We start from the raw sequence: 17934 nt of genomic DNA, 5'->3' as shown, positions 1-17934 counted from the left end.
GAAGTATTTTCTCAAGATTTCTCAAGTAAGCTTGAGGATTTCGACGGAATCGAAGTTGTTCAATGCGATTAAGTTGATGTTGGCGTAAATCAGAGCGTAATTGTTGCCAAGTATGAACACAAACTTGAGCCAAATCCTGGGCGGTAAAAGAATGAAGTGCAGTAGCAATGGCTGAAGCTAACTGGACTGTTCCTCGAATTACAAGTGATGAAGGAGCCACTTTACGACCGGTACAACGACGTTGATGATGTCGTAAAACACCAAATGTTTGTTCAAGGTCATTATTGGTTCGAGGTAAACCTTCAACTTCGTAACAATGAAACAGTCCAGGCCAATAACTACGAGTAAGAATGGCGCTAAGAAAAGCCGAAACGCTTGTGGTAGTGTGAGTTGAGTAGTGGGTGCATTGGTGACATACAATTGTAGTCCGCGATAGTCCAGTTGCTTTTCGCTTTCTGGCTTACGCCTCCCCACCCCAGGCTTCGGGCTTCAATTGCTGCCCAAATACGCCGTGTTTTCTCGTTCAAATAGGGCTTTAACGAATCATATTTGTCTTGAATGCTTGCGACTACCTGCCGATCAGACATATAGGTCTTTCATTCGCTTACATTCTGATGATCTAACTATTTGGCAAATTGTTCAAGTTATTTTTACATGATGCCTATTAGCCAGTTAGCTTTAATTTCGCCGACCTACTTAAATCAATGAAATGCTTACGCTGTATTCATTTTTAATTTTTAATTCCGCCTTGCGGTACTAGCCTTGCCTTAAGGGGGATAGAAACAATAAATTCAGCCCCTTGTCCTAAAACGGATAGACATTCTAACTTTCCTCGATGCTTTTTAGTCACAATCTGGTAACTAATAGATAGCCCTAAACCAGTGCCTTTACCAACAGCTTTGGTAGTGAAAAAGGGTGTGAAGAGTTGCGATCGCACATTTTCACTGATACCAGAACCGTTGTCAGCAATGCGAATGACGGCTAAATTGCCTTCAACAGTAGTACGAATTGTAATGATACTTGGCTGAAGTGCGATATCTGCATAAGTCCGATGTTCGTTAAATTCCTCTAAAGAGTCGATCGCATTGGCGAGCAGATTCATAAATACCTGATTCAGTTGGCCAGGGTAGCACTCTACAGGTGGCAGGTTGCCATATTCCTGTATTACCTGAATTCCGGGAGAATCTGGCTGGGGTTTGAGCCGATTTTGCAAAATCATTAGAGTACTATCAATGCCCTCATGGATATTAACGGCTTTAACATCAGCTTCGTCTAGGCGGGAAAAGTTTCGTAAAGATAATACAATTTGACGAATGCGATCGGTTCCCACTTGCATGGAAGCTAACAGTTTCGGTAAGTCTTCCATCAAAAAATCTAAGTCAATTGCATCTATTTCATTTTGAACTTGAGGTGGTAAATTCTGGTTTTGCTGCTGATAAAGTTGTACTAAACTCATCAAGTCTTTGACATAATTATTTACGTAAGTCAGGTTGCCGTAGATAAAGCTGACTGGGTTATTAATTTCGTGAGCAACACCTGCCACCAACTGCCCTAGGCTAGACATTTTTTCGCTTTGCACCATCTGAGACTGGGTAAGCTTCAATTCATCGAGCGTGTGTTCTAGCTGCTTTGCTTTCTCACGCGCTTGTGTTTCCGAAATTTCTAACTCCTGGGAGTATATGTGCAAATTTGTGTAGAGCCGAGCATTTTCTATAGAGATGGAAACTTGCGAAGTTAATAAGTTCAGTACCTCTAATCGATCTGCGGTAAAGACTCCGGTAGTGAGGTTATTTTCCAGGTAAAGAACTCCAGTTAGTTTACCCTGATGAGAGAAAGGTAAACACAAAATTGATTTGGGTTGATTGGCAACAATATAGTTGTCACTTACAAAACGCTCTGTGTGGCTAGCATCGTCTAAAACCAAATTTTCTTTTGTTCTTTCAACATAGTTAATCAGCAAAACTGGTAGCTTATGCTTTACTTGAAACAGACTAGACGATCGCACTGTTACTTGATCTCGATCAATGCTTCCTTCGGCTTCGATCACCCACTGGTTATCCCGTTTTACAAGTAGATAACCCATTTGGGCACCAGCATTCTCGATCGCGATCGTCATCATTTTCTCCAGCAGAGGATTTAACTCCATCTCGCTTGAGAGTGCCTGCGATGCTTTAATTGCTGTGCTTAAATCTAAAGTTTGGGTTTTAGCTCCAGAAATATCCCGAATCTGCTTTGTAGCTGTACTACGCCCATTTACCTCCCCGACTGGATCTCTAAAAAGTTGGGAGTATTGTTCATCCAGTTGCCGGACTTTACCTGTAGCTTCCCACTTGAGATAGCGATAGCGGGCTTCTTTAAAATAAACTTTGGCAAAGTTTTTTCTATCCTTGTCCCAGTAAAATCGAAATGCGAGTTCGTTTGCTAAGGCTTCATTTTGTAAATAACCGTTTTCGGCAGCAGAAGCGATCGCCTTATCATACAGCTCCATTGCCTGATAATCTTGTTTAGAAATCCGAGCAATTTCAGCTTGAATCAGCAGAAACTTGTGTTGATAATTAGTTGGGCAGTGCATTGCCCATTGCTGGAATTTTTCTAAGTTGGCATTTAGTTTATGCAGATAAATGACTTGAGTTGCGGTATCTGCTTCCACATAAGCCTCTGCTAAGGCAATACTTTGGTGAAAATAGAAAACAGGATTAATAAAAATTCCTCGCGCTCCCGCAACAAATTTTTCGGCATTCTCTGCATACTCAACAGCTTTGCTATACTCTCCATACCAGTTACAGAGTGCCAGTTTATAGATGTAAACTACAAATGCGCTCAACATATCCGAAGATGCCAATGCAAACTCTAGCACTTGCCGTTCATCTGCCCAAGTGCCCACAAGTTCGTCAATCTTACCTGCTGGCTTAGTCAAGTTAGCGATCGCTTCCATAGCCAGCAGATGGTAGTTCAACATATTTTTGTCAATCTTGCGGAGGCTAGGAATAAAATCTTCGGCTACTTCTGCCGTTTTTTCTAAAGATTCATTTCCAAATAAGCATTGCCATAAAAAATTAACTGAACAATAACCAGACCATTGATAAGAACCTGTTTCTAAACCACTATTAAATCCTTTTAATAAATAAGGCTTACCCTGGCTAATATGGTCTTTGTAGTGGCAGATTAAACCTCCCCACATATTCAAAATATTCGCTTCCAATTCCTTCGTTCTTAAAATCTCATGCAAACGCAGAGATAATTCACCAAACTCATAACCTGAATCTACCTCACCATATTCAAATACTAAATTGAAAGAATACAGCATGTAACCAAATACAGAAATTCTTGAGTTGCCATACTGAACTGAAAGTTGAGTTATGTTCATTGATGTGATATGCAACGCTTTAGATCCTAAAAAGTAGGCAATGGGCCAGACTTCTTTTAAGATGCGTTGAGCCATTAACTTCTCTTCGTCTTGCATTGGCGGTAGTTCTGCGAGACTAAAAGTTGTGCGATCGCCAATAACTTTTTTTGTTTGATTGAGTTTTTCTAATAGATATACATCATCAGGATAAGCTGCAAACTCAAAACCTAAAAGTTCCAAGGTGTTTAACCCAATTTTATATGCGGAGTTTAAATCATTCTCCATGCGATAACACATAATCCGATATTCATTTACTCGGCACATATCAAGAGTAGTTTGAACCTTGTTGAAAGTCTGCTCAAAAATTAGCAAGGCTTTTTCATAGTTACCATTTAAAAATTCTGCTTCTCCAACTTGTAAATATAAAGTTAATGTCAGGAAATATTTATCTTCCCAGCTATTTACAGGTAGATAATTCATCCCTGTCTCCAGAAGTTTAAGTGCAGTTACAAACGCCGAAGATGATTTTGCGCGCTGCCCTGCTTTCAGATTTAATTCTGCCAGTTCATATCTTTCTACTAGTTCTACAATCAATGAGCTGCCAGCATTGAGGTGGTTGACGATCTCAAAAAGATGCTCTTCCAACTGGGCTTTTTCAGTATTGTGTAATAGTAATTTACCTACCTTCAGGTGTACTTGTTTTCGCTGGTCGGTTGGAATTAAAGAATAGGCAGCTTGCTGAACGCGATCATGCAAAAACTTATAGTCAACTTTTACCGCCGTATCACAGTATGTTGCCAATTCTGACTGATTCAACAACTGAGGAATTTTGTAAGTATCGCTTAAAGGTAAAATTAATCCCGCCCGCAAAGCTGACCATAAATCAATTGCTGTTGCTGATGGAGATTTTTCGTTGACTACAGCTAGAATTTCTAAATTAAAACGGTTCCCAACACAAGCAGCTAATTGTAAAACTTGCTGCGTTGGTTCTGACAATCTCTGAATTTTATTCACCATTAAATCGACTACATTATCAGTAATGGCTTGTTCCTGAATTTTGTTGAGATCCCACTGCCATAAGCCCGAACGATAATCAAATGTCAAGAGATTATCTTGATGTAGTACTTTTAGTAACTGAGTCAAGAAAAAGGGATTACCTTGGGTTTTTTGAAACAGCAAATCAGCTAAAGGTTCTGCCTGAGATGATTCGCAATTGAACGTGTCACTAACCAGTTGAGTAATATGAGGTGCTGCTAATGGCTTCAAAAGCAACTCTTCAACAGTTGCCCCAAATGCTTGAATTGTCTCTAGCATTAGCATCAGTGGATGGGTGGCACTAACTTCGTTATCTCGGTAAGCCCCAATCAGCAATAGATACTGACTTTCTGGGTCAGTCATCAGATTCTCGACCAGGTTTACAGAGGCGGCATCTGCCCATTGGAGGTCATCTAAAAACAGGACTAAGGGATGTTCAGCAGCAGTAAAGGCATGGATAAATTGCTTAAACACCCGATTAAAACGGTTTTGAGACTCAGCAACCCCTAATTGCGGTACAGGCGCTTGCTGCCCAATAATCAGTTCTACTTCCGGGATGACATCAATAATAACTTGACCATTAACTCCCAATGATTGTAGTAATTTATTTTTCCAAACCTCGACTCTGGCTTGGTTTTCAGCTAACAGTTGTCGCATCAATTCTCGAAATGCTTGAATCAAAGAAGCATAAGGAATATCTCGCTTGAGTTGGTCAAATTTGCCACCAATGAAGTAACCTCGTTGCCGCACAATCGGTTTGTGAACTTCGTTAACTAGTGAGGATTTGCCGATACCTGAGTATCCTCCTACCAACACAACTTCGCTCGAACCAAGGCTAACTTTTTCAAAGGCAGCCATTAAAGCCGCCACTTCTACTTCCCGACCGTAAAGTTTTTGAGCTATTTGGAATTGATGCGAAAAATCTTGCTGGCCTAGGCTAAAAAGGTCAATGCTGCCTTTTGTTTGTAGTTGTATCGCTGCTTGCTCTAAGTCAGCCTTTAACCCGTAAGCACTCTGATAACGGTCTTCAGCAGTTTTGCTGAGAAGTTTCATAGCGATCGCAGAGATTCCCAATGGTACATTAGGATTAATCTCGTGCGGAGCTACAGGAATTTTCGCAATATGACAATGCACCAACTCCATTGAGTCTTGAGCATTGGGGAAGGGAAGCTGACTAGTCAGCATTTCGTAGAAACTGACACCTAATGAGTAAAAATCTGTCCGATAATCTAAAGTTCGGTTGATACGTCCGGTTTGCTCTGGCGACATATAAGCCAGTGTTCCTTCTAAAAGGTTGAGGCTAGTAATTTCTGGACTTTCTTTGGATAACAGCGAAGCGATGCTGAAATCAATCAGTTTTATTTTTTCGGTATTGGGGTTATAAAGAATATTTTCGGGCTTAATATCCTTATGGATAATGTGGTGGGTATGTAACTCTCCCAATGTTTCAGTAATTTGATTGGCAATATTAAGAAATTTTGTAAGTTCAATCCCTGTCGTAGATATCTGATGTTTTAAGGTTTCTCCACCAAAGTCTTCTAAAACCAGTGCTAGACCATTATTGTAGCCGTTATCATAACTGATTAATTTATGGGCTTTAATTACACCTGCAATATTCAGATTTTGAATGATTTCGTATTCGTGTTTGAGTTGGGCAATCTCTTTGATACTAGGATATTCTGCTTTGAGCAGTTTGATAACAACTAAGTGCCCGTTAGCCTTGGAGTATGCTCGATAAATTACTGTGGCAGCAGCTTCATAAATTAAACTTGTAATACTATAGTCAGGGATGTGGGCAATTAATTTAAACATTAATACTTGTCTGAATGTTATTTTCTAATAGATTTTGGTAGTTAATATGATAGTTCCCAGAATTCAAGTCAAGTTAACTCTTCAAATGCGAATTAAATAATGATTAGCCTCGCTAATCTTTAGCACCACGCAATGACTATAAACTTTCTCTGACAGTGTGTATAGTCCGTTTATTTACGTAATAGTCTAAGTCTATTTATGCTAAATAACTGGCGAATTTACTTACTTGCGTCAGTCTAAGAACCACAAATACAGATTTCTACTGAAGTGAACGATCATCAGTAAATACGCATTGCGATTTTTCAAATTTGGGTAAAACACATCAGGCTTGGTTACTATTGCTGATTTATTAATAGCGTTGTCAAAATCTTGACAAAAGTACCCGGTGTAAAATAACTGAGGTAACAGGTTACAACAACGAAAAAGCAAAAATCATGAATAGCAATATTAAGAAACTCACAGGTAAAGTTGCCCTCATTACAGGTGGTTCACGGGGTATTGGTGCTGCGATCGCTAAACGTCTGGCTGAAGACGGCGCAGACATTGCCATCAGTTATGCCACCTCATCCGAAACGGCCGCGATCGTTGTCCGGGAACTCGAAGAAAAAGGCGTTAGTGCCGCCGCCTTCAAAGCCGACCAAGCCGATCCTCTCCAGGTTGGAAATTTGGTTAAGATGGTCGCTGAACGCTTTGGTCGTCTCGATATTCTCGTGAACAACGCTGGCGTATTTGTCCTTGGTATAGTTGGCGATCCTGCAAGCGATATTGCATCCTTAGAACGGCAGTTTGCGATCAATGTGGGTGGCGTAGTGGCTGCCGTCCGCGCTGCTGCACCACTCATGACTGAAGGTGGACGGATCATCTCCATCGGCTCCTGTGTTGGAACCCATTCGCTTTGGGCAGGAATCTCCGATTATTCAGCAACTAAATCTGCGATCGCTGGCTACACGCGCGGATGGGCACGTGACCTGGGGTCGAGGGCGATTACAGTTAACGTTATACAGCCAGGCCCAATTGAAACTGATATGAACCCATCTGATAGTGATTTTGCGGTAATCCAAAAAGCAGCCACAGCGCTCAACCGCTACGGTAAGCCAGAGGAAGTTGCAGCTGCGGTCGCTTTTCTCGCCAGTCCTGACGCAGCTTTCATCACCGGTGCAACACTTGATGTTGATGGCGGGATGAATGCTTAGATATCTTAACCAATTAGGTGCAACAGTCTGCTGTGGCTTTATTAAATAGTCGTATTACCAAAGTCCGTGTTTGATTGAGTCGGGGTCTTAAACCCAAAACCCGTTTGCTTAAAACTTATCCCAACCACTCAGGATTTTTGGCTGTACCATCAAATTGGCTAGTGGTTTTAAACAGTTCATACTGACCTTTAAGAGCAGCTTGGCGAGTCCGATTCAGTAATGCTTTAACTTGTTCTTGGCTCATGGGTGTAAAAGTACGTACTGCCTCGAAAGCCTGGTTTAAGATGGGCATACTTTCAATGCCTGTAATCACCGTTGAAGTTGGCAGATTCATCGCGTAATGCAGACATTCGATAGGCTTGACCACATTGCTTTTGAGAATGTTTTGGTCGCCCATTGATTTCATCCCCAGTACAGCAATTCCCTCCTGAACCAGTCTGGGTAAAACTTGCCTCTCAAAACTGCGGAAATGGGCATCCATAACATTTAACGGCATCTGCACTGCATCAAAACGGAAGTTGTTTTGATTGGCAACTTCCAACATTCTCAGGTGTACTAAAGGGTCTTTGTGTCCAGTAAAGCCTATGTAGCGAATCTTGCCAGCTTTTTGTGCTTCCACAACTGCTTCCATCGCACCACCAGGGGCAAAAATCCGGTCTGGGTCTTCCATACGAATGACTTCATGATGCTGCAATAAATCAATGCGGTCTGTTTGCAAACGTTTTAAAGATTCATCAATTTGTTTAGTAGCGGCCGCCTTTGTGCGACCGTCAATTTTAGTCATCAGAAAAGCTTTTTGACGATAACCATTTTGCAGAGCTTTACCCATGCGAATTTCGCTACCTCCGTTATGGTAATCCCAGCAATTGTCCATAAAATTAATCCCGCGATCGAGGGCAGTACGGATCAGATTAATACCCTCTTGCTCATCTTTTGGTCTACCAATATGATGACCACCTAGACCAATTACAGATACTTGTTCTCCAGTGCGTCCTAGTTGCCTGTAGAGCATTTCACCTTTTTTTATCTGGAGTGGGGTAGGCTGATTTTGTGCTAAAACCTGTTTAGTGAAACCTTGTAAAGCAAATACTCCAGCTCCACCTAAACCAGAAGCAGAAACTAGCTTCAGTAAATCTCGTCTGTTAATATCCACAAATTAATCCTTTTGCCACAGTATGAGAACTTGCCCTGATAGCTAGCTTTGCATGGGAGCAAAATTCGCTGCTTCTAACTGTTGAAGGAGAAAAGCAGTGAGGTAGAGATAGATTTTTGATAAAGGGAGGGTAAGAGAAAAGAATATCCCATCGCAATACTTTTCGGTTAAGGGGGAAAGGGAAAGGGTTTAAATTTATTTACCTTTACCCCTTACCCTTTAAGCTTTCCCCAGACCAAAAGAGAGATTGTTGGGTTTATCCGAAAAGTATTGTATCCCATCGCTGTGTAAGTAAAGGAAAAATTGGAGACATAGGAAGCAGAAGAAGAATCTAATAGTCGTCTTCCTGATGTTGTTTCAGTAGTTAAAATGTCAACTCCAACACAGTGCCTTAGTCCGAAAGTGTTATTAGAGAATTGTTTCTAAATCTTGGCAAGTATCATTTGTAGTGCTAAATATTCCTTGCAAAATTTCGAAACATTTAGCGTGTGGCTCAAAAATTGAGAAATTCCAGAAAATTTCTTTAGAAAAATCAAAATTTCAAACTTGATTGCGATAATAAGTTTAGATAAAGGCAATAGGGAACAGGGCAGGAGTTGGAAGGGGACTGTTAACCCGTCCAACACAATCGTCCCATTGGGACGGGGCTTTTGACCCGATGAAAGGTCGAGGTAACAAGATCCGCATCTAACCAAAAATCTTCACTGTTGTCCGTTGCCTGTTCCCTGTTCCTTTGACCGAAAGTTAGTAACTCAAACCTGTTTATCCTCAAGTGTTAAATTTCCCAGTACTACACATGAGTAGAGCCAATGACTGCTTTATCACCAGATCATTCAATCAGTTCATCAAGTACTCATACTTTAGATATAGCTAGGCAAGAGTATCAATATAACTACAACCATATTCCATCTATTGCGATGGTGGATCAGCTTTCTATTACGGAAGAGTTCACCACTAACTGGTATTTTTTATTAGCCCAGCAGTTACGAGTTCTTTTTATCAATACCTTGATTGTCAACAGAGGCAATAAAGATTCTAAATCGATTCGTGATGATGTCGAAAGATTTATTTTAGAAGCCTTGCTCAAGGGAGCATTACCAGCCCGAATCAGCATTCTGGCAAGAATCCTGCAAATTATCCCTCAGCTTTTGCTCAAAGGGATATCTAAGGATTTTAGAGAACTCGACGAGCTTTTTCATTCTATTCTGAAAGAAAACGGACTTGCGATCCTCAGAGATGCTCTAAATAGGATAATTACCCTTTTATATGAAGGACAGCCTACAGGACATGCAACCAGTCTCAAGGACTACGAAAATTTGTTTCCGGTGATTAGTCTACCAGCCATCGCCAAAACTTACCAGGAAGATGAAGTATTTGCGTACATGAGAGTAGCTGGCTACAATCCCGTCATGATTGAGCGAGTAACCACTCTAAGCGATCGCTTCCCAGTCACAGACGAACATTATCAAGCAGTGATGGGAAATGACGATTCATTAGCAGCAGCCGGGCTTGAAGGAAGACTCTACTTAGCTGACTATAAAATTTTAGATGGTGCGATCAACGGTACATTCCCACACGAGCAAAAATATCTCTATGCTCCCCTAGCACTTTTTGCTTTACCCAAAGGCTCAGATCCCACCCGTCTATTGCGTCCGGTAGCCATTCAATGCGGTCAAACCCCAGACCCAGATTATCCAATTGTTACCCCTAACTCCGGTAAATACTCTTGGCTTTTTGCCAAAACAGTAGTCCAAATAGCAGATGCTAACTACCACGAAGCTGTTACTCACCTAGCAAGAACTCATCTTTTAGTTGGTGTTTTTGCGATCGCAACTGCTCGACAATTGCCACTCACCCATCCCCTGAGAATCCTGCTGCGCCCGCATTTTGATAGCACCTTAGCAATTAACGATGCTGCCCAACGTACTCTCATTGCTCCAGGCGGTGGTGTCGATAGATTACTCTCAGCATCAATCGATAATTCTCGCGTTTTAGCGGTGCTAGGGTTGCAAAGCTATGGTTTCAATAGTGCCATCTTACCTAAGCAATTCCAACAGCGCGGTGTGGATGATCCCAGTTTCTTGCCTATTTATCCTTACCGGGATGATGCATTATTAGTATGGGATGCTATTCATCAATGGGTTTGGGACTACCTGAACCTTTACTACACAACCGATGAAGACATTCAAAAAGACAGAGCATTGCAAGCGTGGGCAGCCGAAATCCCAGCTTACGATGGTGGGCGTATCCCTGATTTTGGCGAAGATGGAAGCATCAAAACGCTAAATTACCTAATTGATGCCACTACACTGATTATTTTTACTGCCAGTGCCCAACATGCAGCCGTTAACTTTCCGCAAAAAGATTTGATGGGCTATGCCGCAGCTATACCAATGGCAGGTTATTTACCAGCCTCAACTCTTAAAAGAGAAGTTACTGAACAAGACTACCTTAATTTGCTCCCCCCTTTAGATCAGGCGCAACGGCAATACAACTTACTCAGCTTGTTGGGATCTGTGTATTACAACAAGCTGGGCGAATATCAGCAAGGATACTTTACAGACAAAAAAATAAAACAATTGTTGCAGGCATTCCAAAATAATCTTCAGCAGGTAGAAGATACCATCAAGCAACGTAATTTGCACCGTCCACCCTATGAGTATCTACTTCCTTCTAAAATTCCTCAAAGCATCAATATCTGAATTAGGGACAAATAACTAACGACAAATGACCAATGATAAATGACCAATGACAAATGACCAATAATAAATGACCAATAATAAATGACCAATGACAAATGACCAATGACAAATGACTCAAAATAAATATTATGACACTTAAAGATAAAGTTCTCAAAGGTCACGATCGCCAGCTTTGGCTTGCACCTATACTAGCCAAAGTAGGTTATGACACTGCGATCGGCAAGTTTCTGCGTTTGATTTTCTATTATACAGATGCCTCAATCATACTCAAAGCGTGGCGGGACTTTCTCTACATCCGTAAGGACAATATTGGAGACAAGTATTTTGCGGTAGACCAAGCAATTATGCATTCCTCTCACTCGCAGGTGAGGGAACTAATGCAAACCCAACCCCAACTGCGAGGAAATGATTTAGGCATCATCAGAATATTAGCTCCTAACTACCTGCTTGATAATCCTCTGAGCTTGGGAACGAACGGTAACGAACACACAGGACTACGTACTGTAATCTTACAAGCCTTACCAGAACCGTCTCAAAAGATAGACTTCTTAGGGAATCTAGTTGAGCAAAGCTTGTTAGAAGCTGCTAAACAAGGCAAATTACACATCGGTAACGATTTACCAAAGATCATGCTATCAGTTTTGCATCAACTGGTTTTTCAGATATCTTTATCTGAGGAAGAAATTACAGCATCCGATAGTTACATTAAAGGTTTGGCTCTCGCATCCTTGCCTAATTTTATTAACAAGTATCTGCTGGCAATATTAACAGCACCAAAAATTCGGCATCGTCAATATTTAACCAAGCGATATAAACAATCAGCTTTATGGGCATCTTACTTTGAAACAGGCGCTCAGTATCAGTTGAACGAACACCAAATCGCTAATACCCTTTTCGATATGATTCATATCGCTGGTACTGCCGGCACGAGTGCGCTTTTAGGATCAGTTATTGGCGTTCTCTGCTTGGATAATGCCCTCAGAAATGATGTAGTGTCAGAAGTGAATGCAGTCTGGAATGGTAAGAAAACTTTAGACCCAGATGCTCTAGAACAGTTAACACTTCTCAATCAAGTGATTTTAGAAACGGCTCGTCTCTATCCACCTGTGCGGTTTGTTAGCCAACTCACCACTGAAGGGGGTGAAGTTGAGATTGGAGAACAAAAATGTCCATTCCAAAAAGGTACTCGTTTGCTTGGCTCTATTCTTACAGCTAATCGGGATGCCAACAGATACCAAAATCCAGATGATTTTGACCTTACACGGAATTTTTCAGATATTTTATCTTGGAACGGTGAAGAGCATGAGCGAGCCTGTCCTGGTAAATCCTTATCAATTGGCTTTATCAAGATTTTCTGTTTACATCTGTTCCAGAACTATCAATGGGACTCAATTACAGAAGTCAAGTGGGATTTTGAAAAAGTGACTGCCGTTACTCCTAATAATTTAGTGCTACAAGGTTTTGCTCAACGACTGTAAGTAATAAAATTAAGAGCCGGAAGTTTTGAATTAGAGGATGTTTGTAAGTGCTTTTTGGGTGTATATTCATTACGAATTAAAAATTAGTATGACCGAATTAATTGAAGAGAAGCAACTAGATAATATTGCAACCTGGATGATTCCAATTAAAGAAACAAACTTACCATCTATCCTTAAGGGTGTATTTTTTATGGATGGGAATCCTCTGCCAGATACTTGCATTACTATGTACAATTTGGAATGGAATATGCAGAGTAGAACTTTGGTTTTACCAACCTTTGCTCCATTACAGTGGACTTTTCATAACTCGATTGCGGGTTGGATATTACTACGTTTAATTCAATGGTTTAAAGTAATTTACAAAATTCAATTTGAAGATGAAACGTTGCAACAAGCTCAAGTCATCCCTGTTTTGCTGGGAATACCAATTTCAACATTGATTGTAAGTTGTACAATGTCCCAAGACAAAAATTCTCTTAATGGAGATATTTGGTACAGAAATAACATTTGGTTCGGCGGACTTTCTAGGGCTGGTGAGTATACTCTCCGTAAGGTTGTTGATCAAGATGGTTGTTATACTCCTGCTTTTAACGATATGCTTTCTAGGGTGAAAAATGAGTGTTTAGTGATTGCACACCACTCAAATTGACATGGTTTGTCCTTTTGGGTAGCAAGTTTACCCGTTTCCTAGTCAATACTCTTTTAGAAAAGCAGTCAAGACTAAAAATGACTACTCATGTAATAAAAAGTATAAGCCTCTAATTCGTTATTTTGATTCAGCAATCCCAAATTAGTTAAAGGCTTACTTCAAGAGATTAAACAAGAAGGCAGGATTTGCTTATAGATAATTCATATAAATATTTAGTGAATTCATTATCTAAGCAGGCTGCTCTAACACCAACAAAAAGCGATTACGATATACTGAGTCTTAATTGTAAAAGGAAATAGACCTGATGAACTATTGTGATAATCAAAATCTGCCAGACAATCAACCGTATAAAATTTACGAATTTAAAAAAATTAATCAGGAAAAAATCCCTGGCTATTTAGTAGTCAGTACTGCCAAACTGAACGTTGAGACAGAAGAACATAATTCTAATAGATATTTATCATTAGTTGCTAATAAAAAGCTTTTTAATATCAATGATGGACAAGCTGAACCTTCAACCCAAGACATGATTGAGAAAATTGCTAAAACTTTGGAATCCAGCCCCGAACCAGAAATTATTATAAATATTCATGGATATAGTTCTACACCATCGGATACAGAGACAGGCTGCAAAAAGATTTATGAATACATTAATACGGCTATTCAGCAACCAAATAAGTATATTTTTATCGGATATAGATGGCCATCGGAAAATCCCATAAAAACGGATGAGTCTGGTTCTTTCGGGCAAAAGCTAATCAACGCACTTTCTTCTCTACCAATTTTACTAGCTATCAATTTAGCTTTGGGACTAACAATTAGTATATGGTCTGCTATAGCTTTATTGTTCCTAAATATTTTGAGTAATAGCGCTGTCCACTTTTTCACAGCGATGTTAATTTTATCTGGCATTGTATCTGTCATTATTTTTACATTAATTATTCTTAGACTATCTACTTATTTTCGTGATACTTATAGAGCGACTAATTACGGAGTTACAGATTTAGTTGAATTGATTAGACAGCTTGATTATACGGTAAAACTACCGCGAAATAAACGGATTAAATTATCTTTTATTAGTCATAGTATGGGATGTTTTGTAGTTACAGATGTAATTCGTATTCTCTCTGATGTTTTTGATGTAAAATCTATTAATAAAAAACCGGATTCGGATATTGGCAATGTATTTCGATTAGGCAGACTTGTACTAGTTGCACCTGATATTCCTGTAGAAAGTATCTTGCCAGGACGTGCTAATTTCCTTCGTTCTTCTTTACGTCGCTGCGAAGAAGCTTATATATTTTGTAATGAGGGAGACTTAGCGTTACGATTTACCTCTACTGCCGCAAATTATTTTAGTTTCCCAGCACGAACTCGTATTAGTGGATACAGGCTTGGTAATATAACAGTTAAGCATTTCAACAATAAAAATGATTCAGTGGGCCACACACCCAGATATGGAGTTGTTAATTTGCACAAGCAAGACTATGGCAAAGGTTATAGACTTGACAACCCTTATAAATATTTAGAAATTCGTTCTTCTAGTAGCGAACATAGAAAACTTGAAGAGATAACTAAAATGTCAGAAGAGTCGGTACAACCCGCAGATTTATTTACATATTTTGACTGTACAGATTATAAAGATGACCGGATAGATCAGATCGGAATTGTTAGTTCTGCCATCCAAAAGCCTGCGATAAATTTTGGGAATTACATTCTCCTAACCTTGGCATTTATTCGGAAATCTATTAACAATAGAGATCCTCAAGGTATTGATACCCACACAGGCTATTTTGGAGGTGGTTTTAGCCAGAAAGCCATTTACGAATTAGCTTTTTTAGGATTTCAAGGATTTTTAGAATCTTTGTCAATTGAAGGAGACGAGCTTGAGCAAATTAGCGTTTTTTCTCAAAGATGCCAAGAAAAGCAAATTCAAGTGATTCTTGCGCCGCAAATTTATCAACAAAAAACTCAACGTTAGACAAGAGATTCCGAAATCATTGGTAATACAGGCTGGACAAACGTGACATCCTCAGTATTCAATCGATAGTACCTAACCCTCCGATCATCCTCCAGCGATCGCCACGACTCAGTGGACAGTCCGAGTTGAGTCAATACTTTTCGGGTTTTGGGGGAAAGGGGAAAGGGAAAGGGTTTAAATTGCCCTTTCCCCATTGCGCTTTAACCTTTCACCAGACCAAAAGAGAGATTATTGGGTTTAACCGAAAAGTATTGCGAGTTGAGTGAGATACTGTCCCAAAATCCACAAAGGAGATTCATCAAGTGAGATGGTCAGTTTGGGAATTCCCTTAACGTAAGATGCATTGCGCTTGGAGAATTCCGCCAAAATCTGAATCATCGCCTCGTCGCCTTTAATCTCAACCTCAACCATTAGATCGATCAATATGGCTCTCAGTCCCAGTCGATGACGCATAAAACCAATATTAATTCTTTTGCCATCAGCCCAGATGGGCAGAACCTGCTTAGTACTTGCGGTTTGGACAAAACTATTAAAAGTGTGGGACTGGCTTAAAGACAACATAACTAGCTCATTGGGCTAGACTGAAGAAAGTTATGAGGACGCAAATATGACTGACAAAAATCGTTCTCAATGGGACTTAGGCAGGTTTCTCAAAACCCTGACTTACTTTGAGGTAATTCCTTTCCTTAACTGGGTACAGCAGTTAATCCAAGGCCATCCAAAGGATAATCAAGATAGACCCAATGGAGGGAGAAACGTGGGTGTAATACTTGTAGCGGGTGCAACAGGTGGTGTAGGTAAACGAGTGGTGCAGCGATCGCTCCAACAGGGTTATAAAGTTCGCGCCCTAGTTCGAGACATTGACAAAGCACGGTCGATTCTAGGTAATGATATAGACTTAGTAGTTGCAGATATCACAAAACCAGAAACTTTAACTCCTTTAGTTATGGCTGATATCCAAGCTGTAGTTTGCTGCACAGCAGTGCGCGTGCAACCAGTTGAGGGAGACACAGCCGATAGAGCCAAATATTATCAAGGTGTGAAATTTTACCAGCCAGAAATTGTTGGCGACACCCCAGAAAATGTAGAATATCAAGGTGTCAAAAACTTAGTCCAAGCGGCTGCAAAATATTTACCCCAAGCAAACGAAAAACCGATATTTGATTTCACCAAGCCATCAGCAGAATTAAAAGATAACTGGGGGGCGTTGGATGATGTTGTCATGGGTGGCGTGAGTGCCAGTAATATTCAATTAGTAGAAAATACAGCTTTATTTGCTGGTAATGTCTCCACCGCTAACTCTGGTGGATTTGCATCTGTTAGAACTAAGAATTTTGATCCCCCCTTCAACTTATCCGGTTATGAAGGTGTGAAATTGCACGTCAAAGGTGATGGACAACGTTATAAAATCTTCCTACGAACAGATACAAAATGGGATGGCATTGGCTACAGCTATTCTTTTGACACAGTAGCTAATACTTGGATAGATGTTCACATACCCTTTGCAGATTTGATTCCCGTCTTTCGGGCAAAAGTTGTCAAAGATGCGCCGCCTATTGAGCAGACTAGAATTTGTTCATTCCAATTAATGTTGAGCAAATTTGAATATGATGGGGCTTTGAATCCCAAATTTTCCCCTGGTGGTTTTACTTTTCAATTGGAATCAATTAAGGCTTACGGCGGTACAACTTTACCACAATTTGTCCTAGTCAGTTCAGCAGGCGTAACTCGTCCCGGTCGCCCTGGCATTAATTTAGATGAAGAACCGCCAGCAGTGAAATTAAATGACCAATTAGGAGGAATTCTAACTTGGAAGTTGAAGGGAGAAGATAGTTTAAGAGAAAGCGGAATTCCTTATACGATTATTAGACCTTGTGCTTTAACTGAGGAACCAGGGGGTAAGGAATTAATATTCGAGCAAGGCGATAATATTAAGGGCAAAATCAGCCGTGAAGATGTGGCAGAACTTTGTGTGCAAGCGCTAAAAATAGCACCAGCTTGTAATATCACCTTTGAGGTAAAACAGACAGACAATACTGTTAACTCTATCGATTGGCAGAGGCTATTTTCTAACTTAGTAAAGGATAAATAAGTGAATTGACTACAGACTTATACTCCAATACGCTTGGGTTAAGAGAAATAGTAGCGACTGTCTTAAAAGTCAAGCGATCGCTAACAAAAAATAGCGACTGGGAAGATTGACGCAATAGGGGAACTCTGCGCTAGATTCAGCGGTGCCTGGTATGGGCAAAAAGACTTGTGCCTCTTGGTTAAGATGCAATACTTTTCGGTTAAACCCAATAATCTTTCTTTTGGTCTGGGGAAAGGTTAAAGGGCAATGGGGAAAGGAAAATTCAAACCCTTTCCCTTTCCCCCTTAACCGAAAAGTATTGGGTTAAGATGGTCGCATCGCCGCTGAACCTTCCCCAGTTGCTGGATTTCGCTTGTAGGCAAAAAGAGAACTTTCAGTGTTTAAAGTTTTGACCCCGGCGACTGTTCGAGTTCTGTAATGGAGATTTTTGTAGTGCCACATACTACAAAGCGGTCTATTATGACCTAGGTTGGGACGGTCTACTACTCTTTCT

General features: G+C 40.4%; 10 protein-coding genes and 2 pseudogenes. 6 read left to right on the top strand and 6 right to left on the bottom strand.

Annotated features, from left to right (window positions below; all coding sequences use genetic code 11):
• Nucleotides 1–127 precede the first annotated feature (127 nt).
• The 3 genes and pseudogenes from G1O98_RS39605 to G1O98_RS01160 form a co-directional block, all read right to left on the bottom strand.
• Nucleotides 128–349, bottom strand: a pseudogene (locus tag G1O98_RS39605) (ISNCY family transposase); the annotation flags it as partial.
• Nucleotides 350–418: 69 nt separating this feature from the next.
• A pseudogene (locus G1O98_RS01165) lies at nucleotides 419–587 on the bottom strand (ISAzo13 family transposase); the annotation flags it as partial.
• Between the two features lie 143 nt (nucleotides 588–730).
• A complete protein-coding gene (locus tag G1O98_RS01160) occupies nucleotides 731–6193 on the bottom strand; it encodes an ATP-binding sensor histidine kinase (RefSeq protein WP_163926791.1) in 5463 nt (1820 codons plus the stop codon).
• Nucleotides 6194–6627: 434 nt separating this feature from the next.
• Between G1O98_RS01160 and G1O98_RS01155 the strand changes: the two genes are divergently transcribed.
• A complete protein-coding gene (locus tag G1O98_RS01155; RefSeq protein ID WP_163926790.1) occupies nucleotides 6628–7386 on the top strand; it encodes an SDR family oxidoreductase in 759 nt (252 codons plus the stop codon).
• A 115-nt stretch (nucleotides 7387–7501) separates the two neighbouring features.
• Here G1O98_RS01155 and G1O98_RS01150 read toward each other — a convergent pair whose 3' ends face one another.
• Nucleotides 7502–8539, bottom strand: a complete 1038-nt coding sequence (locus G1O98_RS01150) for an aldo/keto reductase (RefSeq protein WP_163926789.1) — start codon at nucleotides 8537–8539, stop codon at nucleotides 7502–7504.
• Between the two features lie 809 nt (nucleotides 8540–9348).
• On the opposite strand from G1O98_RS01150, the gene G1O98_RS01145 reads away from it, so the two are divergent.
• The 4 genes from G1O98_RS01145 (at nucleotide 9349) to G1O98_RS01130 (ending at nucleotide 15349) form a co-directional block, all read left to right on the top strand.
• Nucleotides 9349–11241 carry a lipoxygenase family protein gene (locus G1O98_RS01145; protein ID WP_163926788.1) on the top strand — a complete coding sequence of 631 codons (1893 nt, stop codon included), beginning with the start codon at nucleotides 9349–9351 and terminating at the stop codon, nucleotides 11239–11241.
• Nucleotides 11242–11369: 128 nt separating this feature from the next.
• Nucleotides 11370–12719 (top strand): cytochrome P450, encoded by a 1350-nt coding sequence (locus G1O98_RS01140; protein ID WP_163926787.1) that lies wholly within the window; start codon nucleotides 11370–11372, stop codon nucleotides 12717–12719.
• Between the two features lie 88 nt (nucleotides 12720–12807).
• Nucleotides 12808–13368 carry a hypothetical protein gene (locus tag G1O98_RS01135; RefSeq protein ID WP_163926786.1) on the top strand — a complete coding sequence of 187 codons (561 nt, stop codon included), beginning with the start codon at nucleotides 12808–12810 and terminating at the stop codon, nucleotides 13366–13368.
• A 304-nt stretch (nucleotides 13369–13672) separates the two neighbouring features.
• Entirely contained in the window at nucleotides 13673–15349 is a 1677-nt protein-coding gene (locus G1O98_RS01130; protein WP_163926785.1) for an alpha/beta hydrolase, read from the top strand.
• Here the strand turns inward: G1O98_RS01130 and G1O98_RS01125 are convergent.
• Both G1O98_RS01125 and G1O98_RS38900 read right to left on the bottom strand, forming a co-directional pair.
• Nucleotides 15346–15543 (bottom strand): hypothetical protein, encoded by a 198-nt coding sequence (locus tag G1O98_RS01125; protein WP_163926784.1) that lies wholly within the window; start codon nucleotides 15541–15543, stop codon nucleotides 15346–15348. The two genes, G1O98_RS01130 and G1O98_RS01125, sit on opposite strands and share 4 nt — an antisense overlap.
• 43 nt (nucleotides 15544–15586) lie before the next feature.
• The gene (locus G1O98_RS38900; protein WP_175586460.1) at nucleotides 15587–15910 is read right to left on the bottom strand and encodes a hypothetical protein; all 324 of its coding nucleotides are present in this window, start codon (nucleotides 15908–15910) and stop codon (nucleotides 15587–15589) included.
• Nucleotides 15911–15956: 46 nt separating this feature from the next.
• On the opposite strand from G1O98_RS38900, the gene G1O98_RS01115 reads away from it, so the two are divergent.
• The gene (locus G1O98_RS01115; RefSeq protein ID WP_163926783.1) at nucleotides 15957–17441 is read left to right on the top strand and encodes a CIA30 family protein; all 1485 of its coding nucleotides are present in this window, start codon (nucleotides 15957–15959) and stop codon (nucleotides 17439–17441) included.
• Nucleotides 17442–17934 lie beyond the last annotated feature (493 nt).

Source organism: Nostoc sp. UIC 10630 (assembly GCF_010747425.1).
GTDB lineage: Bacteria > Cyanobacteriota > Cyanobacteriia > Cyanobacteriales > Nostocaceae > Nostoc.
Note: the sequence above shows the minus strand (reverse complement) of the source record. Positions and strands in the feature narration are given on the sequence as shown.

Bases quoted from the DNA above. Each gene is read 5' to 3' on its own strand.
- G1O98_RS38900 (WP_175586460.1), bottom strand. From the start codon at position 15,910: ATGTTGTCTTTAAGCCAGTCCCACACTTTTAATAGTTTTGTCCAAACC.
- G1O98_RS01130 (WP_163926785.1), top strand. From the start codon at position 13,673: ATGAACTATTGTGATAATCAAAATCTGCCAGACAATCAACCGTATAAA.
- G1O98_RS01145 (WP_163926788.1), top strand. From the start codon at position 9,349: ATGACTGCTTTATCACCAGATCATTCAATCAGTTCATCAAGTACTCAT.
- G1O98_RS01160 (WP_163926791.1), bottom strand. From the start codon at position 6,193: ATGTTTAAATTAATTGCCCACATCCCTGACTATAGTATTACAAGTTTA.
- G1O98_RS01140 (WP_163926787.1), top strand. From the start codon at position 11,370: ATGACACTTAAAGATAAAGTTCTCAAAGGTCACGATCGCCAGCTTTGG.
- G1O98_RS01155 (WP_163926790.1), top strand. From the start codon at position 6,628: ATGAATAGCAATATTAAGAAACTCACAGGTAAAGTTGCCCTCATTACA.
- G1O98_RS01125 (WP_163926784.1), bottom strand. From the start codon at position 15,543: ATGGGGAAAGGGCAATTTAAACCCTTTCCCTTTCCCCTTTCCCCCAAA.
- G1O98_RS01115 (WP_163926783.1), top strand. From the start codon at position 15,957: ATGACTGACAAAAATCGTTCTCAATGGGACTTAGGCAGGTTTCTCAAA.
- G1O98_RS01135 (WP_163926786.1), top strand. From the start codon at position 12,808: ATGACCGAATTAATTGAAGAGAAGCAACTAGATAATATTGCAACCTGG.